This is a genomic window from Kocuria sp. CPCC 205297 (assembly GCF_040981035.1).
GTDB classification, from domain to species: Bacteria; Actinomycetota; Actinomycetes; order Actinomycetales; family Micrococcaceae; genus Kocuria; species Kocuria marina.
The window spans coordinates 207,866-228,733 of record NZ_JAVKPY010000001.1 but is presented as its reverse complement, the minus strand read 5'-3'; the positions used below and the strand labels follow the sequence as shown (position 1 = coordinate 228,733).

The following is a 20,868-nucleotide window of genomic DNA, read 5'->3' as shown; positions in this document are numbered from 1 at the left end:
ATACCATGAAAGGCGGCGTCCTCACTCCGGACGCCGCCTTCCGTGTCTCCGTGCCAACCCCTGCGGTCGTGATCCACCCCGGGTTCGCGCATTTCGAACGAGCCGCAACGGCCGACTACCACGAAAGAAGTTCTCTGTGGGCCTCACTGATTTGCCCGTCTCGGTGGCCGACGTCCGCCACGCCGCGCAGCTGCTGGACGGGGTGATCGAGACGACGCCGCTCGCGCACTCCCGGGCGCTGTCCCGCATGCTCGGCTCCGAGGTCTACCTCAAGTGCGAGAACCTCCAGCGCGCCGGGTCGTTCAAGGTCCGCGGCGCGTACGTGCGCATGGCCCAGCTCTCCGACGAGGAGAAGCGACGAGGCGTCGTGGCGGCGTCGGCCGGCAACCACGCGCAGGGCGTGGCGCTCGCGGCGGCGAAACTCGGGATCGCGGCGCGGATCTACATGCCCCACGGAGCGGCCCTGCCCAAGATCGCGGCCACCCAGGACCACGGCGCCGCGGTCGTGCTGCACGGGTCCAACGTGGACCAGGCACTCGCGGAGGCCCAGCGCTACGCGGAAAAGACCGGCGCGGTCTTCGTCCACCCGTTCGACCACCCGGACATCATCGCCGGCCAGGGCACCCTGGGTCTCGAGATCCTCGACCAGCTGCCCACCGTGGACACCGTCATCGCCGGTGTGGGCGGGGGAGGGCTGCTCGCGGGAGTGTCCGTGGCGCTCAAGGCCAAGGCCGAGGAACAGGGCAAGGACATCCGGGTCATCGGGGTGCAGGCGGAGAACGCCGCGGCCTACCCGCCCTCACTCGCCGGGGACGCGATCGTCACGCTGTCCAAGGTCTCCACCATCGCGGACGGCATCGCCGTGGGCCGGCCCGGACAGTTGCCGTTCAACGTGATCCGTCACCTCGCGGACGACGTCGTCACGGTCTCCGAGGACTCGCTCGCCCAGGCGTTGATCTTCATGCTCGAGCGCAACAAGATGGTCGTGGAACCCGCGGGTGCCGTGGGTGTGGCGGCGATCCTCGAGGGCGCGCTCAAGCGTGAGTACCCGGATCTGGGGACCACTGTCGTGCTGCTCTCGGGCGGCAATATCGATCCCATGCTGATGCTCAAGGTGATCCAGCGGGGTCTCTCCGCGGCGGGGCGCTACATGACCATCAAGATGATGCTCACGGACCGCCCCGGTGAGCTCGCCCAGATCTCGCAGATCATCGCGGACATGGACGCCAATGTGACCGGGGTGAATCACACCCGGATCGGGGGCTCGTTGTCCATGGGGGACGTGTCCATCACGATTGACATGGAGACCAAGGGCCACGGGCACTGCGATCAGGTGATCGATGCCCTGGAGTCCCACGGCTACCGACCCGTGGTGGTGCACTGAGCGGGAGGTGACCCACGCGGTGCGCGTGCGTCAGCGGCGTCGTCCGCGCCGGGCCGTGAAGTACGTGACGAACGCGGCCACGAAGGTGGCGAACCACAGGATGTTGCGCAGGCCGCCGGTCGCGTTCAGTGCGGGGTCGTCCTGACCCAGGAAGTGCACGACGATCGCGGCGATCCCCAGCAGCGCGGTGAGGACGATCAGCGGGACCGTCCACGAGTTGGGGGTCCGGTTCCAGTGTGTGACCACGGGGGAAACTCCTAGCGGGGCTCGACGGGGCGTGCTTCGATCCTACGGGCCGCACCCGGGCGACTCCTGGACCGTGTCGAGCCGCGTACGACTCCTGGGCCGCATCGGGTCGCGCACGACGAAGGCCACCTCGCACGTGCGAGATGGCCTTCGTGATGAACCGGGGTCGATCAGCGGCTGAAGGGCTTGGCCTTCAGGATCTTCACCGTGATGTCCTTGCCGTTCGGGGCCTTGTAGCTCACGGTGTCACCGACCTTGTGGCCGTTGATCGCGGCACCCATGGGAGAGCGCTCGGAGAAGACCTCGAGGTCCGAACCGCCGGTGAGGTCCTCGGCGACCTCGCGGGAACCCATGAGGAAGGTCATCTCGTCGCCCGCGATCTCCGCGGTCACGACCATGCCGGCCTCGATCACGCCGTCGTCCGCGGGGGCCTCGCCCACCTGGGCGTTCTCGAGCAGCTGGGTCAACTGGGCGATCCGGCCCTCGTTCTTGCCCTGCTCCTCGCGTGCAGCGTGGTAGCCGCCGTTCTCCTTGAGGTCCCCCTCGGAACGCGCCTGTTCGATCCGGTCCACGATCTCCTGGCGGTACGGCCCGGAGATGTGGTCAAGCTCCTTCTTGAGCCGGTCGTAGGCTTCCTGGGTGAGCCAGGCTCCCTCATTAGTAGCCACGGTGCCTCCGTTCTCTGGTGTCCGTCGCCCTGACGGACACGTGTAGAAAAACCCCGCCCCGGGGCGAGCCGAGTGGCCCAGCGCGTCCGGGTCGGGGATGTGATCTCAGTCCAGTCTAGTGGAGTCCGCGCCCGCGGCCCAAAGCGCGTGCGGGGGTGCGGTGGGTCGTGCAATCCGACGTCATGGTTCCCGTCACGGATGTGGCCGGTCCGAAGCTGCGCGGATGGTCAGTCAGGAATTACCCGACCACCGCGGGAGGGTCAGCCAGCACTCTCCCAGCACGAGTCGACCCCCGCCGTGGTGGCCAGGTTCGTGGTGCGCAGGGGCACCCGGTGGGTGCTCGTGCGGCCGTTGAGTTGGTCGTCCGGCAATTGGCCGATCGTGACCTCGGTCCAACCCACCACGGCGTACTGCTCGTTGAGTGCCTCCACCGCGCACGTGACGGTCTGGTCGGGGTCCTTGGTGAGGTCGAAGTCCGCGTACACGTGCCCCGAGTCCGTGATCTGGAAGCTCACGTCCTTGAACACGGGCCGCTGGGAGTTGCCCCACACGATCCACACCACGAACAGCGCCGCCACCAGCGTGGCCGCGGCCGCGATCAGCATCCAGCCACGGGTGCTGGGCCCGCGGCGGGGGGAACGGGCGACGGCGCGGTGTCCGGTCCCGTAGCGCTGTGCGAGCGCCCGCTGGGTCGCGGAGGTGCCGGGGGCAGTGGCGCCCGTCTCCGGCCGGGAGGTAGGCCGGGGCGTCGCAGAACTCATGGCGACCACTGTACCCAGCGCGCGTGTGTGGTTTCTGGGAGGCCGGTCGCCGTGCGGTGCGCGGCAGCCGTGATGGGCACGACAGCTCCGGCAGCACGAGCGGCGTAAGATACCGGGGATTGCATTTTTCCCGCGATGACGTCTTGGAGGCATCCGTTCGGTGACGGATTATTCACAGCTTCGATTGTTGGCCATCCACGCCCACCCGGACGACGAGTCCAGCAAGGGTGCCGCGACTATGGCACATTACGCCCAGCTGGGCGCGCGCGTCATGGTGGCCACGTGCACCGGTGGCGAGCGCGGCTCGATCCTCAACGCCGAGATGGAGGGGGACGTCTGGGCCGAGCGTGACCTGCCCGGGCTGCGTCGTCACGAGATGGCCGCGGCCGCGAAGGCCCTGGGCGTGGAGCACCGGTGGATCGGGTTCACGGACTCCGGTCTGCCCGAGGGAGATCCGCTGCCTCCGCTGCCGTGGGGGTGCTTCGCCCTGCAACCGCTCGAACGCGCCGCGGCCCCCGTGGTGCAGCTGGTGCGTGAGTTCCGCCCGCACGTGATTCTGAGCTACGACGAGAACGGCGGTTACCCGCACCCGGACCACATCCAGACCCATAACGTGGCCATGGAGGCATACCAGCGCGCGGGGGACCCGCAGGCGTACCCCGAAACGGGTGAGCCGTGGACCCCGTCCAAGCTGTACTACGACCGCGCGTTCAACGTGGAGCGGTTCATCGCACTGCACGAGGCCCTCGAGGCCCGCGGACTGCAGTCCCCGTACGCCCAGCGCATCGCCGCGATCCAGGAGTCGGACCCGGAGGGCCACCGCCCGCCCATGCCGCGCCACGAGACCACCACCAAGATCGAGTGCGCGCACCAGTTCACCGTCCGGGACGCCGCCCTGAGCAGCCACCGGACCCAGGTGGACCCCAAGGGCCTGTTCTTCGCGGTCTCCGCCGAGACCCAGGCCGAAGTGTGGCCGTGGGAGGACTACACGCTCGCGGAGTCCCGCGTGGAGACCTCCCTGCCCGAGACGGATCTGTTCGCGGGCGTCACCGACGCCGCCTCGACCCCCCGGAAATGAGCCTTCCCGTGTCCACGCTGCTGACCGTCCTGACCGCCGCGACGCCGGCCCCGAGTCCGGAGAACACCCTGCGCCCGGGGTTGGACCCCAGCCAGGTCTCGCCGGGCCTCGTGGGCTTCCTCATGACGTTCCTGCTGGCCGCCGCCGTGGTCCTGCTCGTGATGGACTTCAACCGCCGTAACCGGCGACTGCGCTACCGCGCCCAGTACGCCGAGCAGCGCGCCGCGGAGGATCACGTGGGTGGCTACGCGGACGACGCCGCGGCGTCGCCGTCGCGCACGTCCCGCACCGGTGGGTCGAGCGAGGGCGATGTCGCCCGCCCGCCTCGCGCGGGTGACCGCCGGGACGGTCCGCCCCGCGACTGACTGCCACAGGCGCCCCGTCCTGCGCCTGAACCCGACGGGCGCCCCGCTCCGTGCCAGACTCCGACGGGCGCCCCGCCCCTGGGAGCGACGCACCACCCGGTGGCGGGCAACCGCGACCAGAGCCGCGCCTCATGACCCTCGAGCCGTGAGCCCCCGGGCTGTCATCCCCGCTCCCGTGTGAGACCGTGGGGTATGTCCAATCGTCTGGCCCACTCCACGAGTCCCTACCTGCTGCAGCACGCGGAGAACCCCGTGGACTGGTGGGAGTTCTGCCCCGAGGCCTTCGAGGAGGCCCACGCGCGGGAGGTGCCCGTCCTGCTGTCCGTGGGCTATGCCGCGTGCCACTGGTGCCATGTGATGGCCCACGAGTCCTTCGAGGACCCGGAGGTGGGCCGCTACCTCAACGAACATTTCGTGGCGATCAAGGTGGACCGCGAGCAACGCCCGGACGTGGACTCGATCTACATGGCGGCCACCCAGCTGCTCACTGGTCAGGGCGGCTGGCCCATGACCGCGTTCCTGACCCCGCAGGGCAGGGTGTTCCATGCCGGGACCTACTACCCGCCGCGTCCCGTGCGGGGGCGGCCGTCCTTCATGCAGGTCCTGCGGGCCGTCGCCGAGGCCTGGACCGAGCGCCGTGACGAGGTGTTGCGCGGGGCCGAACAGGTCTACGATGCGCTGTCCCGCCACCCCGAACTCGTGGACCGGATGCTCGCCGACGCGGGTCCGTCGGTCGTGCGCGTGGAGGGTGGCGAGGCCGCCGAGGACGCCGCGGAACAACTCACGGGAGCCTGGCTCGACGGCCTCGAGGTCGCCCGGGACGCCGCCCACGAGGGCTTCGGAACCGGCGCCAAGTTCCCGCCCTCGCCCACCCTGGACGCCCTCACGCGCATTGCGAGCCCCGCGCACCGCGATGCCCTGGCTGGGGATCCCGCGTCGGCGAGCGCGCACGCTGCTTCCGGCCACGACGACGCCGCGGCGCAGCACGCGCGCACCGCACGTGATCTGTTGTGCGCCACGCTCGACGCGATGGTCACGGGGGCGCTGCAGGACCATGTGGGCGGCGGGTTCTTCCGGTACTCGGTGACCCCGGACTGGTCCCTGCCCCACTACGAGAAGATGCTCTACGACAACGCCCAGCTGCTCGGCGTGCTGGCGCGCACCGTGGCGCTGCTGGAACGCACCGGCACGGACGCCACTCGCGCGGCCCGTTACCGCCGGGCCGCAGAGCTGCTGGTCGAGTGGCTCGAACGGGAGATGATCACCCCCGAGGGCGCGTTCGCCGCATCCCTCGACGCGGACAGCGATCCCGCGTCCGACGAGCCGCATGCCGAACGTGAGGGCGCCTACTACACGTTCTCGGGTCACGCCGGAAGCCCCGCAGGGGGTCGCCCCGCGCCGGCCACGGCGGCCTGGGGTGAGGCGGGTGCGGTCACGGGGATCCTGGACGAGTCCGTACGGCAGGAGCTGTGGCAGCGGCGGATCACGCGCACGGCGCCCCACCTGGACGACAAGATCGTCACGGCCTGGAACGGCATGGCGCTCACGGGACTCGCGGACGCGGGTGTGCTGCTGGGGCACCCCGAGTGGGTCGAGCTGGCCGCCACGGCCGCCGGTTTCCTGTGGGAACGGCACCGGGACTCCGCCACCGGACGCATCACGCGCACGTCACGCGGCGGCGTCGTGGACCCCCACGAGGGCCAGCTCGAGGACTACGCGCGCTTCGGCGCCGGGCTGCTCGCGCTGTACCGGGCCACGGGCGAGACCGCGTGGTACGAGCGCAGCCGCGCGCTCGCCGAGGTCGCCGTGAAGCGTTTTGTGCGCGGGAGTACCGTGCTCGAGTCCGCTGAGGTGGACCCCACCCTCGCGGCGGCCGGGGCCACGGGCCGTGCGGAGCCGTTCGACGACGTCGCCGCGTCCAGTTCCGCGGTGCTCTCCCGGTGGCTCACGGAGCTGTCCCAACCGACGATCGGTGAGCGCCAGACCCGGGAGGTGGTCGACGCCGTGACCGCGCCCGCGACCGGGGTGGTCCTCAAGGCCCCCACGACGGCCGGGGGCATGGTGTCGGCCGTGCTGGCCGACGAGCACCCCCCGGCCCTGTTGCAGGTCGTGGACACGAGCGCCGAGCAGTGGCGCGAGACGCTCGACGCGGTCGGTGCGGCACGCGTGATGGATGTCCTGGTCCTGGACGGGAATGCGGCGCCGTACGGGGTTCCTGCGGCATCGGAACCCGGCTACACGGTGTGGTTGTGCCGGGACGGACGCTGCGAACTTCCCGTCCATTCCATGCCGGACGTGAGCGCACTCGTCACCCGGATCCGCGCGGAGCGGGGCTGAGCGCACCGGGGCGCTGCGTCGTCGTCGGCATCGCGTGGACGACGCAGACGTCACCGCGCCGAGCGGTCCCCGCACGCCGAGCGCCGTCGGATCTCTGACCGGGGCGTCGCAAATCGCTCACGCGGCGAACATCGCGAACATGATCGCGATGTAGTGGCAGACGAAGCCGCCGATCGTGCACGCGTGGAAGACTTCGTGGAAGCTGAACGTCGCCGGGAGCAACCGGGGGCGCCTGGTCGCATAACACACCGCGCCGGCGATGTAGAACACGCCGCCGCAGATCAGCAGGACGGTCGCGGGGACGTTCACCGCGAAGAACGCCGGGAGGTAGAGCAGGGCCAGGCACCCCATGATCACGTAGAGCGGGGTGTAGAGCCATCGCGGCGCGCTCATCCAGAACACACGGAAGATCACGAGCAGGGCACCGATCGTCCAGATCACGCCGAGCAGGATCGTGGCGCCCCGCACCGGGAGGAAACTCACGGCCAGGGGCGTGTACGTCCCGGCGATGATCAGGGCGATGTTCGAATGGTCCATCCGCCGCAGCACCGCGTTCATGCGCGCGCCCCAGTAGAAGCGGTGGTATACGGCCGAGGTACCGAACAGCATGATCGCCGTGATGGTGTAGACCAGACATGCGAGACGCAGCTCCACCGTGGGTGCCACGACGATGGCCACCACACCCAGCACCGCGGCCACCGGGCTGAAGCCCGCGTGGATCCACCCGCGCCAGGACGGTTTCTTCTCCACCGTGAGGGGACCGTTACGCGTGTGACGCACGATCGTCACCGGGCCGGGAACGGTGCGCTTCTCGGTGCGTTCGTCTGACATGGTGGACACCACTGCCTCTCATGGGTGCCCCGCGGACACGGAGCTCGGAGGTGCTACTGGATTGGGTCTGCCCTACAGGTAGTTTAGGGGTGTGAATCCGTGTGGACCGGGCCGACTCAGGGGAGGAATGACGCTGTGAAACTTCCCCGTGTCATGTATTCCTTCTACGAACACCGCTTGGCGCGCACCCTCACCGCGGACGAGTTGCCGCATCACGTGGGTGTGCTCGTGGACGGCAACCGCCGGTGGGCGCGCCAGTTCGGGGCCACCACGGAGGAGGGCCACCGGGCGGGCGCACGCAAGATCGTGGAGTTCCTGCGCTGGTGCCACGAGCTGAACATCCAGGTGGTCACCCTTTACATCCTCTCCACCGAGAACCTCAACCGTCCGCGCGAGGAACTCACGGCCCTGCTGGAGATCATTACCAACCTCATGTGCGAGCTGCAGGAGGAAGGGATCTGCCGGATCCAGCCCGTGGGTGCCCTGGGAACCCTCCCGGAGAAGCTCCAGGAGCAACTGCTGAACAGCGCACAGCGCACGGTGGACAATCCCGGCCCCCACCTGAACATCGCCGTGGGGTACGGGGGGCGGCAGGAGATCGTGGACGCGGTACGCGAGGTGCTCACCGACGCCGACGCCCGCGGTGCGTCGCTCGCGCAAATGGCGCAGGAGCTCAGCGTGGAGGACATCTCCGCACACCTCTACACGCGCGGGCAACCCGATCCCGACCTGCTGATCCGCACCTCCGGCGAACAACGCCTCTCGGGCTTCCTGATGTGGCAGTCCGCATACAGCGAGTTCTACTTCTGCGAAGCGCTGTGGCCGGACTTCCGCCGGGTCGACTTCCTGCGGGCCCTGCGCGATTACGCGCGCCGTCAGCGCCGATTCGGGGGCTGAGCCAGCCCTACCGGTCCCGCTCACGGGCCCGTGGCGGATGTTCACGCGCCGTTCACCGGTGGGGCGCGCCACCCTTGATCGACCTCCCTAGCGTGAGAGGTGCCGGACACACCGGCCAAGGACTCCGCAGTGAAAGGGCCCCATGAGCATCGACACCCCCGTAACCCCCGTCCGATCCGGCGCGCTCGAGGAGGACGGCTCCGCGGCCGGTGTGCGCACGTACGTGATCGACACGTCCGTGCTGCTCTCGGACCCGCGCGCCGTGTTCCGCTTCGCCGAGCACCGCGTGGTGCTGCCCGTGGTGGTGATCACCGAGCTCGAGGCCAAGCGCCACGACCCGGAACTGGGGTACTTCGCGCGCAAGGCGCTGCGGTTGCTGGACGACCTCCGCGTGACCCACGGCGGCCTGGACCGGCCCGTGGACCTTGCGGACGGCGGGTGCCTGCAGGTGGAACTCAACCACGTCGCGGACACGGTGCTGCCCCAGAGCTTCCGGCTGCGGGACAACGATTCACGCATCCTGAGCGTGGCCGCGAACCTCTCCGGCGAGGGCCACGACGTGTGTGTGGTGTCCAAGGACCTGCCCATGCGGCTCAAGGCCTCCGCCCTGGGACTCGCCGCGGAGGAGTACCGCGGTGAGTGGATCGGTGGTGACGACGCGTACACGGGCGTGGCCCATCTGGACGTCGCGGAAGACGTCGTCTCCGGCCTCTACGCCGAGGGCCGCACGGAAGTGCCGGGCGCCCGGGAGCTTCCCGTGAACACGGGTCTGGTCCTGCGCTCGTCCGCGGGCAGCGCTCTCGCCCGGACCGAACCGGACGGGCAGGCGCGCCTGGTCGCCGCGGACCGGGATGTGTTCGGGGTGCAGGGACGCTCGGCCGAACAGCGGTTGGCCATCGACCTGCTGACCGACCCCGCCGTGGGCATCGTCTCGCTGGGCGGTCGCGCGGGAACGGGCAAGTCCGCGCTCGCGCTGTGCGCCGGGCTCGACGCCGTTCTGGAACGCCGGGAGCACCGCCGGATCATGGTGTTCCGTCCGCTCTACGCGGTGGGTGGCCAGGACCTGGGCTACCTCCCCGGCACCGAGGAGGAGAAGATGAACCCGTGGGGTCAGGCGGTCTTCGACACGCTGTCCTCCGTGGTCTCACCCGCGGTCGTGGACGACATCGTGGCGCGCGGGATGCTCGAGGTGCTGCCCCTGACCCACATCCGCGGGCGGTCCCTGCACGACGCGTGGGTCATCGTGGACGAGGCGCAGTCGCTCGAACGCAACGTGTTGCTCACCGCCCTGTCCCGGATCGGGCAGAACTCCAAGGTGGTGCTCACCCACGACGTCGCCCAGCGGGACAACCTGCGGGTGGGACGTCACGACGGCATCATGGCCGTGGTCGAGGCGCTCAAGGGTCAGCGGTTGTTCGGGCACGTGAGCCTCACGCGCTCCGAGCGTTCACCCATCGCGGCCCTCGTGACCGACCTGCTCGAGCGCCAGGACGTGTGACCCGGCGACGCCGGGCCGGGAGGGCGGCGTCGTCCCCCGCCCGGCCTGGTCGTCCCGAGCCCGCGGCGTCGTCGTCAGGTCCGAACGGGCTGCGCGCCCTGGACACCCGAGAAGCGCGGCCCCTGGGGAATCCGCCCGGTGCGGATCACGGGCGGCGGCTCAGGCCGGGAGCACAGGCCATGGCACGTGACGGGAGACGTCCGTGAGGTTGAAGTCCTGTTGCGTGAACAGGTCGTCCAGTTGGTATTCGTCCACCGCCTCGATCACGAGTCGGTGGCCCTGACCCGCGTACGGTCCGCGCAGCACGTGGGAGTAGACGCAGACGCCGGTCGCGGTGTCCACCGCGATCCGCGTGGGACCCGGGGCGAGCGGGTGGTTCGCGGTCACGGGCCGGTAGCGCACGCTGGGCTCCACGGTCGCGCACCACACCCGGCGTTTGGCGAAGGCCCCGGCCACCACAGAGGACAACTGCGAGGGGCGCTGCTCCGGGAGGTAGGGCGGGGTGGGCGCGGGGCCCACGCATTCCACGGGGTCCAGGATCGCCTGCCAGCGCCCGCCCCCGAAGATCGGGTCCCCGTAGGCAGCCTCGGGGCGGCGGAGCACGAGGCCGTCGTCGTCGTAGACCGGTGAGACGAGCGCGGGAGGCAGCAACCAGGAGCGGGACGTGTCCGTGACGTAGAAGTCGTCCCGGGAGCGTTCGAGGGACGTACTCGCGTACAGCACGTCGCCCTGCAATGTCTCCACGCGCACATCGGAGGGCCGGCGCAGCCACACGCGCACGGGGTGGGCGGCGGTGTCCGGATCCTCGCTCACCCAGTACAGCGTGAACCGCACCGTGTCCCAACGCCACGGGGAGGACCGGCACAGCGCGGCGAAGGACTCCTCGGACACGGTTGATCGGGCGGGCCTGTTCTGCCAGGGAGCGATCATGGGCCCAGTCTACGAACCCGTGCTCCACATGGGCCGCCGTTCATGACCCGCACCACAGCGGGGTGCCTAGGATGAGTTCATGCTTCAGCCCGACACTGCGGGCATCGGCGGATTCGTGGGGGCGCACCTGCAGGAAGCCACGGTCGGCGCACAGCTGGCCGCGGTGGCCTGCGCCCTGGCCGTCATGGTGCTCGCATGCACAGGAGTGTGGCTCGCCGCCACCGACATCCGATACCACCGCCTGCCGGGGCGGGTGGTGCGCCCGCTGTATCCCGTGACCGTCCTCCTGTTGGGCGCCTCCGCCGTCCTCGCCCACGACACCGTGCGCCTGTGGTGGATGCTGTGGGGTCTGCTCATCATGAAGGGACTCTTCCTGGCCCTGCGGTTGATCAACCCCGCCGGCATGGGAATGGGGGACGTGCGGCTCGCGGGGGTCCTGGGGCTGCTCACAGGATTCTCGTCCGTGACCCATACGGTGCTCGCGCTCGCGGCCACGTTCGTGCTGGCCGGGCTGTTCTGCGCCGTACTGCTGATCCTGCGCCGCGCCCGGGCGAGCAGTCGCATCCCCCTGGGGCCGTTCATGATCGTGGGAAGCTTGGGTGTCGTGGCGTTCCTGTGAACGCCGCCCGCGCAGTCGTACCCACCCAGGAGGAGACACCCGTGCCCGTTCCCGAGTTCATCGCCCACCTGCGCCGCAAGATCGATCACGACCTGTTGTGGTTGCCCGGGTGCACCGCCGTGGTCCTGCACGAGGGCCGGGTGCTGCTGGGGCGGCGCGCGGACAACGGGAACTGGGGTCTGATCACCGGGATCGTGGAACCGGGGGAGGACCCCGGGGTCGCCGCCCGCCGCGAGTGCCTCGAGGAGACCGGCGTGGAGGTCACGGTGGACGACCTCGTGCGGGTCAAGGCCGGGGACGTCGTCGAATTCCCCAACGGGGACCGCTGCCAGTTCCTGGACCACACGTTCCTGTGCAGTTACGTCTCCGGCGAGGCGCGGGTGGCGGACGACGAGTCCCTCGCCGTGGGCTGGTACCCGGTGGATGAGCTGCCTCCCATGCCGGAGCACCAGGCCGACCGGCTACGGGCCGCACTGGAGTTCACGGGGCGCACGGGCTTCGAGTGCTGACGTCACGGCCGCGCCGAAAGAATCGGGCACGTGAGACGCCCCGGCGGTGCACCCGGGGCGAGGGGGGCGCGGAAGCAGATCACCCGCCCCTCCAGGGAGCCGTCGGGCACCGGTGGCTCAGGCCAGTTCGGCCTCCGTGGCCCGTCGTACCAGGCCGTAGCGGCGGCGGAACTCGCGCACACCGGCGTCGTCGGAGGGACGCAGCTCCCGGCTGGCGGAGCGTGACCACCGCGGGAACTCGCCCGCGGCCCACGCCTCCTGGCGGGCGGCGCCGAGCGCCACGTACTCGCCGGTCTCCAGCACCGCCACGGGCATGCCGAGGGTGTCCGGGAAGACGCTGCACAGCGCCTCGGACTTCGCCCCTCCGCCGATCAGCAGGACGTGCTGGACCACGTCCACGCCGCGCAGGATATCCAGGCAGTCCGCCAGGGAGTCCGCCACGGACAGCACCGCGGAGCGCGCTAGGTTCTCGCGGGTCATCGACGCGCGCGTCATCCCGCCCAGCCGCCCGGAGGCGCTGGAGCGGTCAGTGGTGAACTCTCCACACAGCATCAACGTCAGCCAGTCGTGGGGGAGCATGACACGCTCCACGCGGGCGGCGGCCTGCGGTTCGTTCTCCCGCAGCCACGCGAGCTTGGACAGCGTCATGGACGGGACCGGGGCCATGACCAGCTGATTCATCCATCACTGGATCCCGTGCTCTTCGATCATGCGGGTGGCCTGGGGGTCTCTGCGGATGTCGTTCCACAGTAGGGCGTCGTGGACGGGGTTCCCGTCCCCGTCCACCGCGACCATGCCGTGCTGCTGGCCCGCGACGGGGACGCCCACGACGTCGTCGTGCTCGGCCACGCCCGCCTCGCCCCACGCCCCACGCCGCACGCAGCGCGTCGCGCGGCGGGGTCCTCGTTCGTGCCGTCCGGGTGCGGCGCGCTGGCCGAGGTCACGGTCCGGCCGGTGGCCGTGTCCACGACCGGCACCTTGCAGGACTGGGGGAGTCGATGCCGACGACCGTGCTGGTCATGGTGTCCGCTCTGAGGGCGAGGAAACGGCCGGTGAACGATCGTGCCGATCGGGAGCGGACCGACAGCGGGAACGGCGGGTGCCGGTGGGAGCGCCCGGCGGTTCAGTCCTCGCGGGGCGGTGCACTGGCGCGCAGAAGCTGTTCCACCTCGTCACGCAGGGCCGTGTCGCACGCGAGGTGGCTCACCAGCCCCCCCCGCACCGCGGCGAGGACGGCGGGGGCCCGTTCCGCTCCCGAGGCGACCCCGATCCTGTGGTGGGCCGAGCGCACCTGCGCGACGCTTGCCGAGACGACCATCCCAGCGATTGGAGTGTCCAGCTCGTGGCCGGACTCGTCAAGGAGGAGGCTGGAGATCTCCGCCACCGCTCCAGCCCGCGCCGCCGCCCGGGCCAGGTCCTCGCTCACACGCGGCCACACGGTCGAGGTGTCCGGCGACCACCCGCCGATGGCGAGCACGGCGACGTCGAGCGAGTCCGCCCGTCTCAGCGCTACGTCGATCTCGGGAGACTTCTTCAGGGCCGCGGGCTGGTCGACCACGAGGGGCGCCCACAGGGGCCGCGCGGTGCGGCTGCGAAGCTCGGCGAACAGGCGCGGTGACTCTTTCTCCGTGGTGTCGTCCGTGCGCAGGGCACCGGCGAGCTGGACGATATCGTTGTGCGGCAGCTCGGGGAGGTGCTTCACCGCGTGCTGCAGGGCGCCGGACCAGGAGATTCCGAGGGTGTCCCCGTCCCGGGGCACCCGCGTGATCTCCCGGGGAACGGCCCGGCCCAGGGCGTCCCGGTCGGCGGGCCACCTGGAACCGGGAGAGCCCGGACCGCTTGCCCAGGGAGATTTTGGAGGCGCCCTCCACGGAGTAGCCGTGCGCCAGGTTGGCGAGCAGGTGCCGACGCCGCCCGGGGTCGGTGGGCGGCCAGGGGTCCTCGGCGGTCATGGGACACCGCCTCCAATCCTGACGGGAGCGAACAGGGTCACTGCTCCCGTGATCCTATATGGTCCGGGTCACACGCTTCCGGGGCCTCGCGGCACCCGGCAGCACCGGCGCGGTGTGGTCCGGCTACGGCAATGGGGGACCCGGTGGCAGCGTGCCATCGGGTCCCCCTCCGCGTGCGCCGTCGTGAGGACGACGGCCGCCGGTCAGCCGCGCGGGATGTTGCGCAGGTTGGAGCGGGCCATGGAGACGGCCTCACCGACGCCGCGGTTGAGCACGATGCGGGACATCGCTGTGGCGAAGCCGAAGACCTGGTCCTTCTTGATCTCCGGGGGGATGGACAGGGCGTTGGGGTCGGTGATGACCTCCACCACGGACGGGCCCTGGTGGGCGAGTGCGGTGGTGAACGCGGACTCGAGGTCCTTGGGCTTCTCCACCCGGATGCCCTGCATGCCCATGGCGGTTGCGATCTGCGCGTAGTTCGCCTGGGGCACGTCCACGCCGAAGTCCGGTAGCCCGTCCACGAGCATCTCCAGCTTGACCATGCCCAGCGTGGAGTTGTTGAACACCACCACGGTCACGGGCAGGTTGTAGGTCGCCAGCGTCAGCAGCTCGCCCATGAGCATGGAAAGCCCGCCGTCGCCCGACATCGAGATGACCTGGCGTCCCGGATGGGCCAGCTGTGCGCCGATCGCCTGCGGCAGGGCGTTGGCCATGGACCCGTGCAGGTAGGAGCCCAGGATGCGACGAGTGCCGAGCGGGTTGATGTAGCGGGCGCTCCACACGTTGCACATACCGGTGTCCGCGGTGAACACGGCGTCCTCGGCGGCCACCTGGTCCAGGATGGACGCGGCGTACTCGGGGTGGATAGGCGTGATCTTCTCGACCTTGCGGGTGTACGCACCCACGGCCTTGTTCATGAGCTTGTCGTGCTTGGCCAGGGTCTTGTCCAGGAACGAGCGGTCGGACTTGACCGTGAGCTCGGGCAGCAGCTTGAGGATCGTGGATTTCACGTCACCGTGCACGGGGATGTCCACGCCGGTCCGGCGCCCGATCACGGTGGGATCGGTGTCCACCTGGATGGTGGTGACGTCCGGGAGGAACTGGTCGTACGGGAAGTCCGTGCCGAGCATGACCATCACGTCCGCGTCGTGCAGCCCCTCCGCCGCGGCGCCGTAGCCCAGCAGCCCGGTCATGCCCACGTCGAACGGGTTGTCGTACTGGATCTGGTCCTTGCCGCGCAGCGAGTGGCCCACGGGCGCCTTCAAGGTGTCTGCGAGGGCAATCACCTCGTCGTGGGCGCCGGCCACGCCGATGCCCGCGAAGATCGCGACCTTCTTGGCCGAGTTCAGGGCCTGGGCCATGCGCTCGACCGTCTCGTCTGAGGGGACCACGGCGCTCGGTGCCGGCACGGCGAACGGGCGGGCTTCCACAGCGGCGTCCGAGTCCGCGAGATCGCCCGGCAGCGTGACCACGGAGACGCCCGGGCTGGTCACGGCGAACTGGATCGCGGAGCTCACCACGGCGGGGCACTGCTGCGGGGTGCTCACCAGCTCCGAGTACACGGAGCACTCGGTGAAGATCCGGTCCGGGTGGGTCTCCTGGAAGTACTCGGAGCCGATGTACTGCGAGGGGATGTGGGAGGCGATCGCCAGCACGGGCGCACCGGAGCGGTTGGCGTCGTAGAGCCCGTTGATCAGGTGCAGGTTGCCCGGCCCGCAGGAGCCCGCACACACGGCGAGCTTGCCAGTCAGCTGAGCCTCGGCGCTCGCTGCGAACGCACCGGCCTCCTCGTGGCGCACGTGCACCCAGTCGATCCCACCCTTGGCGGAGCCGCCGGTGCGGCGCACGGCGTCCACGATGGGGTTCAGACTGTCGCCCACCACGCCGTAGATCCGTTCCACACCTGCTTCCACTAGCTGCTGGACGATCTGCTCTGCAAGTTTCACACTGTCTCCTCGGGGGAACGGCCCGCCGCGGGAGCACCCGGGCTGGCATCACGAATGTCTCTGCCACCCAGGATAGTCCCGGATCCTTGCGGTCAAAGAGATCTGTGGGCAACGGAACACCGGTGCGTGCGGCGTCCCACGAGGGCCCCGCGGCCGCTCGGTCCCGCGCCGCCGCGCGATCGCCCCGCACATGACATGATGGAGCCCGTGAGCATTCGCACACTTACCCCGTCCGATCGTGAGCCCACCGTGTCCCATGCGGGGACCACGGCGCCGCAGTTCCACGTGCATCTGAGCGGCCGCGGGAACGCGGGAGCGCCTCGGGCTATGTCGCGCATCAGCGGGGCGGTGGGGGAACACCCGGGTGCGGGTGCTCGAACCGTGGCACGGGCGCAGCGTTCCTGCGCCGTGGCCGGCGCCACCGGGGTCTCCCGGTGCGCGGCCTCCTCACCCCGGAAGGCGTGACCTTCCGTAGGACCTCCCCGACCGCTCGGCGGTCAGGAGGTCCCCGCCGCGACGAAGAACTCGGCCACCCGGTGAACGGGTGGCCGAGTTCTGCCGTTGACGGGGTGCCGCGAGCACGCCCCTGTTTCCCGGGGCGCTCACCGGGGGCCGGTGAGCGCCCTACGGGACGAGCGGATCAGTGCTTGCCGGTCATCGTGGTGACGTCCAGGGCCTTGTCCAGCTGCTCCTCGGTGAGCTTCTCGCCGTCCACGTAGCCGAGCTCGATGGTGGCCTCGCGCACGGTGACCTTGTTGGCCACGGCGTGCTTGGCGATCTTCGCGGCGGCTTCGTAGCCGATGGCCTTGTTCAGCGGGGTCACGATCGAAGGGGAGGCCTCGGCCAGAAAGCGGCAGCGATCCTCGTTGGCCTGCAGCCCGTCCACCATCTTCTCCGCGGCCACGCGGGAGGAGTTGGCGAGCAGACGGATGGACTCGAGCAGGTTCGCGGCCATCACGGGGATGCCCACGTTCAGCTCGAACGCGCCGTTGGTGGAGGACAGCGCCACGGTGGTGTCGTTGCCGATCACCTGGGCGGCCACCTGGATGGTTGCTTCGCAGATCACGGGGTTGACCTTGCCCGGCATGATCGAGGATCCCGGCTGCAGGTCGGGGATGTGCAGCTCGCCCAGGCCCGTGTTCGGCCCGGAACCCATCCAGCGGATGTCGTTCATGATCTTCATGTACGAGTACGCGATGTTGCGCAACTGTCCTGAGGCCTCCACCAGCCCGTCGCGGTTGGCCTGCGCCTCGAAGTGGTTGCGGGCCTCCGTGAGGGGCAGACCGGTCTCCTCGGAGAGCAGCTCGATCACACGCGCGGAGAAGCCGTCCGGGGTGTTGATCCCGGTACCCACGGCCGTGCCGCCCAGCGGCACCTCGGCCACGCGCGGCAGGGACGCGTCGATGCGCTCGATGCCGTAGCGCACCTGGGCGGCCCAGCCGCCGAACTCCTGACCCAGGGTCACGGGGGTCGCGTCCATGAGGTGCGTGCGCCCGGACTTCACGACGTCCTTGAACTCCGAGGCCTTCTTCTCCAGGGAGATCGCGAGCACGTCCATGGCCGGCTTGAGGTCGTTGATCAGCGCGTTGGTCACGGCCACGTGCACCGAGGTGGGGAACACGTCGTTGGAGGACTGGGACGCGTTGACGTGGTCGTTGGGGTGGACCTCCACGCCCTCGGACTCGAGGGAGCGCGTGGCCAGGGTCGCGAGCACCTCGTTGGTGTTCATGTTGGAGGAGGTCCCCGAGCCGGTCTGGAAGACGTCGATCGGGAAGTGCTCGTCGTACTGGCCAGAGGCCACGGCGTCCGCGGCGTCGCGGATGGCCTGGGCGCGCTGGGCGTCGAGGACACCCAGTTCCTCGTTGGCCGTGGCGGCGGCCTTCTTCACCTGCGCGAGCGCCTTGATGTGCTCGCGTTCCAGGGTGGTGCCGGAGATCGGGAAGTTCTCCACGGCGCGCTGGGTCTGGGCTCGGTAGAGCGCGTTCTTGGGGACGCGGACCTCACCCATGGTGTCGTGTTCGATGCGGTACTCGGTGTTTTCTGCCATGGCCCACAGTTTAGGCCCACGGCCCCGTCGTCAGCCTTCGCGGTCGCCGTACTACCGCGATGCGGAGGACGACGACGCCGTGTGCCCGGGAGCGCGCGGCGTCGTCGTCATTCAGCAGGGCATGGGAGGTGAGATCCGGGAGGGGGACTCACGCGTCCCGGAACGCCGGGTCGTTGCTGTAGACGAGGTCCGCCTGGCCGTCCGAGAGGTGGTAGAACACGCCGACCACGGCGGCTTCGCCCCGGGAGACCGCGCCGGAGATCGCCGCGGACTGGTCGAGCATGCGCGCCGCGGTCTGCTTGGTGTGCTCCACGACCATGTCCTGTAGGTCCGTGTGGCCCTGCCTCCGGGCCTCGAGCACCGACGGCGTGATGCGCTCCACGAGGTCCCGCTGGAAACCGCGGGGCAGTTCCCCGGATTCCACGGAGGCCTTGGTCGCGGTCACGGCGCCGCACGAGTCGTGGCCGAGCACCATGATCAGCGGCGTGCCGAGGACCTCGATCGCGTACTCGAGCGTGCCCAGGACGGCGTTGTCGATCACCTGGCCCGCGGTGCGGATCACGAAGGCGTCGCCGAGCCCGAGATCGAAGATGATCTCCGCGGCCAGGCGGGAGTCGGAGCACCCGAAGATCACCGCGAACGGCTTCTGGGACTGCGCGAGGTCCTTGCGGCGCTGGGCGTCCTGGTGGGGGTGCAGGGTGTCACCCGAGATGAACCGGGCGTTGCCCTCCCGCAGTTTCCGCCAGGCCCCCAACGGGGTGCGGGGTGTGTTTTCCACGGCAGACGGCTGAGTGCTCACGCTGATCTCCAAATCTCGAAGGCACGACGGCTGGGCCGGGTCGGCTCGCTCGGGTCCTAGACTAGCCCCGGTTCCGGGACCTCGGTTCGACGACGTCGCTGCGCCCGGTCCCGCTGCCCGGCGTCACTGCCCGGACACGGCCCCCGCGACGTGCTCGAACTCGGCGCTTGGGGCCTGGCCGCTGAGCACCACCGTGGAGTCCTTGAGCTCACCGACCCACGCGGTGAACTCGTCCTGCTTGCCCGAGGCGTCACGGTGATGGATCTGCCATGTGATCCCATTGACCGTGCGCTCGTCCGTGGGCGGGATCAGCTGGGTGCGCTGCGCGAGCCACGTGGGATTGGACCGGGCGGTCTGCGCCATGTCCACCAGGTGGTAACCGGGGGAGAGGAAACCCACGTTCCACAGGGGGACGCCGTCCTGGGACTGCGCCTCCCAGCGCGCGTAGTTGGCGCTCCACCCGTCCCCCAACGCCGGGGCCACGGGGGTGAACGGGGCCTGGTCACCCGCAAAGCGCGCCTCCTCGCTCACGTCCACGTGTGCTCGGTAGGGCTGGGCATCGGGCTTGGGCTGCAACCACAAAAACGGCAACAACAGGAGGATGAGCACGAGCATGGAGATGACCATGCCGCGGATGGGTGCGTTGATCCGCGAGGCCTGCTTGCGGGTGAGCTGCGGGACCGGCGCCTGATCCGCGTCCGGGGTGGCGGCGTCGTCGGCCGCGGCGGAGGCGGGCGCGGCGTGCGCGTCGCGGGGATCGGGGGAGGACCCGGCACCGGGACCGGAAGCGGAAGAACTCACGAACCCATTGTGCCGTGCTCCCGGGGACCGGCCCAATCCTGGGAACCCGAGGATATGCTGGACGTACGTGTCATGGTGGTGCCGCCGGGCCCGGCAGGCGGCCACCGGGGCGACCCGAAACTCGAATGTGAGGAACAACGTGGCAGAAGCGACCCAGCAGAGCAGAGCGGGCAATGTGGCGGACCGGAATTTGGCCTTGGAACTGGTGCGGGTCACGGAGGCCGCCGCGATCGCGGGTGGCCACTGGGTGGGCGCCGGTGACAAGAACAGCGCGGACGGCGCGGCCGTGGACGCCATGCGTTCGTTCCTCTCCACCGTGGACTTCAACGGCACCGTGGTGATCGGTGAGGGCGAGAAGGACGAGGCCCCCATGCTGTTCAACGGCGAACAGGTGGGCGACGGCAAGGGCCCGGCTTCGGACGTCGCCGTGGACCCCATCGACGGCACCCGGCTCACCGCTCTCGGCATGAACAACGCGCTAGCCGTGATCGCAGTGGCGGACGGCGGCTCCATGTTCGACCCCTCCGCGGTGTTCTACATGGACAAGCTCGTGGTGGGCCCCGAGGCCGCCGATCTCGTGGACCTGCGCCTGCCTGTCAAGCAGAACGTGCACCTCGTGGCCAAGGCCAAGGGTGTCAAGGCCAACCAGGTCACCGTGTGCGTCCTGGACCGCCCCCGCCACCAGGGCCTCGTGGACGAGATCCGCGCGACCGGTGCCCGCACCCGCATGATCCTCGACGGGGACGTCGCCGGGGCGATCGCCGCGTGCCGTGAGGGCACCGGCGTGGACATCATGATGGGCATCGGCGGCACGCCCGAGGGCATCGTGACCGCGTGCGCCGTCAAGGCCACCGGCGGTGTGATCCAGGGCCGGCTGGCCCCCACGGACGACGCCGAGCGGGAGAAGGCCGCCGCCGCAGGACTCGACGTGGATCGGATCCTCACCACGGACGAGCTCGTGACGTCCGACAACTGCTTCTTCGCCGCCACGGGCATCACCGACGGCGACCTGCTGCGCGGTGTGCGCTACCGCGGGCGCACCATCACCACCCAGTCCATCGTGATGCGTTCGCGTTCGGGCACGGTGCGCATGGTCGAGGCCGAGCACCTGGCCAAGAAGTGGGAGAAGTACGAGCGCAACCAGGGCTGATCCCCGACACTCTCTACACACCGCGCGCGTGTTCACCCCGGTCGGGGAGG

The 20,868-nt window shown here is 70.0% G+C and carries 21 protein-coding genes; 9 read left to right on the top strand and 12 right to left on the bottom strand.

The genetic code is table 11. From position 1 onward, the window contains the following. Positions 1 to 136: 136 nt before the first annotated feature. Positions 137 to 1,384, top strand: coding sequence for a threonine ammonia-lyase (gene ilvA, locus RF650_RS01095; RefSeq protein WP_131333301.1), 1,248 nt, complete (start codon positions 137 to 139; stop codon positions 1,382 to 1,384). A 30-nt stretch (positions 1,385 to 1,414) separates the two neighbouring features. Here the strand turns inward: ilvA and RF650_RS01090 are convergent, their stop codons facing one another. The 3 genes from RF650_RS01090 to RF650_RS01080 form a co-directional block, all read right to left on the bottom strand. Beyond that, positions 1,415 to 1,630 (bottom strand): hypothetical protein, encoded by a 216-nt coding sequence (locus RF650_RS01090; protein ID WP_131333300.1) that lies wholly within the window; start codon positions 1,628 to 1,630, stop codon positions 1,415 to 1,417. Positions 1,631 to 1,800: 170 nt separating this feature from the next. Then, a complete protein-coding gene (gene greA / locus RF650_RS01085; RefSeq protein ID WP_085106982.1) occupies positions 1,801 to 2,298 on the bottom strand; it encodes a transcription elongation factor GreA in 498 nt (165 codons plus the stop codon). A gap of 260 nt (positions 2,299 to 2,558) precedes the next feature. Next, a complete protein-coding gene (locus RF650_RS01080) occupies positions 2,559 to 3,059 on the bottom strand; it encodes a DUF4307 domain-containing protein (protein ID WP_064846195.1) in 501 nt (166 codons plus the stop codon). Positions 3,060 to 3,219: 160 nt separating this feature from the next. Here RF650_RS01080 and mca point away from each other — a divergent pair, with 160 nt between their 5' ends. From mca to RF650_RS01065, 3 genes are all read left to right on the top strand, one after another. Next, positions 3,220 to 4,137 (top strand): mycothiol conjugate amidase Mca, encoded by a 918-nt coding sequence (gene mca, locus RF650_RS01075; RefSeq protein ID WP_094067098.1) that lies wholly within the window; start codon positions 3,220 to 3,222, stop codon positions 4,135 to 4,137. 8 nt (positions 4,138 to 4,145) lie between these two features. Beyond that, the gene (locus RF650_RS01070) at positions 4,146 to 4,502 is read left to right on the top strand and encodes a hypothetical protein (protein WP_367402961.1); all 357 of its coding nucleotides are present in this window, start codon (positions 4,146 to 4,148) and stop codon (positions 4,500 to 4,502) included. A 192-nt stretch (positions 4,503 to 4,694) separates the two neighbouring features. Further along, entirely contained in the window at positions 4,695 to 6,839 is a 2,145-nt protein-coding gene (locus tag RF650_RS01065) for a thioredoxin domain-containing protein (protein ID WP_368813863.1), read from the top strand. Positions 6,840 to 6,956: 117 nt separating this feature from the next. Here RF650_RS01065 and RF650_RS01060 read toward each other — a convergent pair whose 3' ends face one another. Beyond that, the gene (locus RF650_RS01060) at positions 6,957 to 7,670 is read right to left on the bottom strand and encodes a hemolysin III family protein (protein ID WP_064846196.1); all 714 of its coding nucleotides are present in this window, start codon (positions 7,668 to 7,670) and stop codon (positions 6,957 to 6,959) included. A gap of 135 nt (positions 7,671 to 7,805) precedes the next feature. On the opposite strand from RF650_RS01060, the gene RF650_RS01055 reads away from it, so the two are divergent. Continuing rightward, complete coding sequence (locus tag RF650_RS01055; protein ID WP_085106979.1) at positions 7,806 to 8,567, top strand: isoprenyl transferase; 762 nt, start codon at positions 7,806 to 7,808, stop codon at positions 8,565 to 8,567. Between the two features lie 142 nt (positions 8,568 to 8,709). Then, entirely contained in the window at positions 8,710 to 10,065 is a 1,356-nt protein-coding gene (locus RF650_RS01050) for a PhoH family protein (protein ID WP_131333298.1), read from the top strand. 159 nt (positions 10,066 to 10,224) lie between these two features. Here the strand turns inward: RF650_RS01050 and RF650_RS01045 are convergent, their stop codons facing one another. Then, positions 10,225 to 10,995 (bottom strand): hypothetical protein, encoded by a 771-nt coding sequence (locus RF650_RS01045; RefSeq protein WP_131333297.1) that lies wholly within the window; start codon positions 10,993 to 10,995, stop codon positions 10,225 to 10,227. Positions 10,996 to 11,074: 79 nt separating this feature from the next. Between RF650_RS01045 and RF650_RS01040 the strand changes: the two genes are divergently transcribed. Both RF650_RS01040 and RF650_RS01035 read left to right on the top strand, forming a co-directional pair. Then, positions 11,075 to 11,614 carry an A24 family peptidase gene (locus RF650_RS01040; protein ID WP_131333296.1) on the top strand — a complete coding sequence of 180 codons (540 nt, stop codon included), beginning with the start codon at positions 11,075 to 11,077 and terminating at the stop codon, positions 11,612 to 11,614. A 41-nt stretch (positions 11,615 to 11,655) separates the two neighbouring features. Beyond that, entirely contained in the window at positions 11,656 to 12,123 is a 468-nt protein-coding gene (locus tag RF650_RS01035) for an NUDIX domain-containing protein (protein WP_131333295.1), read from the top strand. A 117-nt stretch (positions 12,124 to 12,240) separates the two neighbouring features. Here RF650_RS01035 and RF650_RS01030 read toward each other — a convergent pair whose 3' ends face one another. The 7 genes from RF650_RS01030 to RF650_RS01000 form a co-directional block, all read right to left on the bottom strand. Continuing rightward, the gene (locus RF650_RS01030; protein ID WP_242670462.1) at positions 12,241 to 12,804 is read right to left on the bottom strand and encodes an FGGY-family carbohydrate kinase; all 564 of its coding nucleotides are present in this window, start codon (positions 12,802 to 12,804) and stop codon (positions 12,241 to 12,243) included. Positions 12,805 to 12,807: 3 nt separating this feature from the next. Next, a complete protein-coding gene (locus RF650_RS01025) occupies positions 12,808 to 12,972 on the bottom strand; it encodes a hypothetical protein (protein ID WP_242670460.1) in 165 nt (54 codons plus the stop codon). Between the two features lie 274 nt (positions 12,973 to 13,246). Further along, positions 13,247 to 13,915, bottom strand: a complete 669-nt coding sequence (locus tag RF650_RS01020) for a sugar-binding domain-containing protein (protein ID WP_368813894.1) — start codon at positions 13,913 to 13,915, stop codon at positions 13,247 to 13,249. Between the two features lie 363 nt (positions 13,916 to 14,278). Further along, positions 14,279 to 16,021, bottom strand: a complete 1,743-nt coding sequence (locus RF650_RS01015; RefSeq protein WP_131333293.1) for a pyruvate dehydrogenase — start codon at positions 16,019 to 16,021, stop codon at positions 14,279 to 14,281. A gap of 640 nt (positions 16,022 to 16,661) precedes the next feature. Continuing rightward, on the bottom strand, positions 16,662 to 18,068 hold the full coding sequence (locus RF650_RS01010; RefSeq protein WP_064846178.1) for a class II fumarate hydratase: 1,407 nt from the start codon (positions 18,066 to 18,068) through the stop codon (positions 16,662 to 16,664). 148 nt (positions 18,069 to 18,216) lie between these two features. Further along, positions 18,217 to 18,867, bottom strand: coding sequence for a carbonic anhydrase (locus tag RF650_RS01005; protein ID WP_082943280.1), 651 nt, complete (start codon positions 18,865 to 18,867; stop codon positions 18,217 to 18,219). Positions 18,868 to 18,990: 123 nt separating this feature from the next. Next, the gene (locus RF650_RS01000) at positions 18,991 to 19,668 is read right to left on the bottom strand and encodes a DUF4245 domain-containing protein (protein ID WP_368813862.1); all 678 of its coding nucleotides are present in this window, start codon (positions 19,666 to 19,668) and stop codon (positions 18,991 to 18,993) included. Between the two features lie 139 nt (positions 19,669 to 19,807). Here RF650_RS01000 and glpX point away from each other — a divergent pair, with 139 nt between their 5' ends. Beyond that, positions 19,808 to 20,818 carry a class II fructose-bisphosphatase gene (glpX, locus tag RF650_RS00995; protein WP_064846181.1) on the top strand — a complete coding sequence of 337 codons (1,011 nt, stop codon included), beginning with the start codon at positions 19,808 to 19,810 and terminating at the stop codon, positions 20,816 to 20,818. The last annotated feature ends 50 nt before the right edge of the window (positions 20,819 to 20,868 follow it).

What these genes read in the sequence shown, in the direction of transcription:
- RF650_RS01080 (WP_064846195.1), bottom strand. Translation starts at nt 3,059, where the DNA reads ATGAGTTCTGCGACGCCCCGGCCTACCTCCCGGCCGGAGACGGGCGCC.
- RF650_RS01065 (WP_368813863.1), top strand. Translation starts at nt 4,695, where the DNA reads ATGTCCAATCGTCTGGCCCACTCCACGAGTCCCTACCTGCTGCAGCAC.
- RF650_RS01060 (WP_064846196.1), bottom strand. Translation starts at nt 7,670, where the DNA reads ATGTCAGACGAACGCACCGAGAAGCGCACCGTTCCCGGCCCGGTGACG.
- RF650_RS01050 (WP_131333298.1), top strand. Translation starts at nt 8,710, where the DNA reads ATGAGCATCGACACCCCCGTAACCCCCGTCCGATCCGGCGCGCTCGAG.
- RF650_RS01045 (WP_131333297.1), bottom strand. Translation starts at nt 10,995, where the DNA reads ATGATCGCTCCCTGGCAGAACAGGCCCGCCCGATCAACCGTGTCCGAG.
- RF650_RS01040 (WP_131333296.1), top strand. Translation starts at nt 11,075, where the DNA reads ATGCTTCAGCCCGACACTGCGGGCATCGGCGGATTCGTGGGGGCGCAC.
- RF650_RS01030 (WP_242670462.1), bottom strand. Translation starts at nt 12,804, where the DNA reads ATGAATCAGCTGGTCATGGCCCCGGTCCCGTCCATGACGCTGTCCAAG.
- RF650_RS01010 (WP_064846178.1), bottom strand. Translation starts at nt 18,068, where the DNA reads ATGGCAGAAAACACCGAGTACCGCATCGAACACGACACCATGGGTGAG.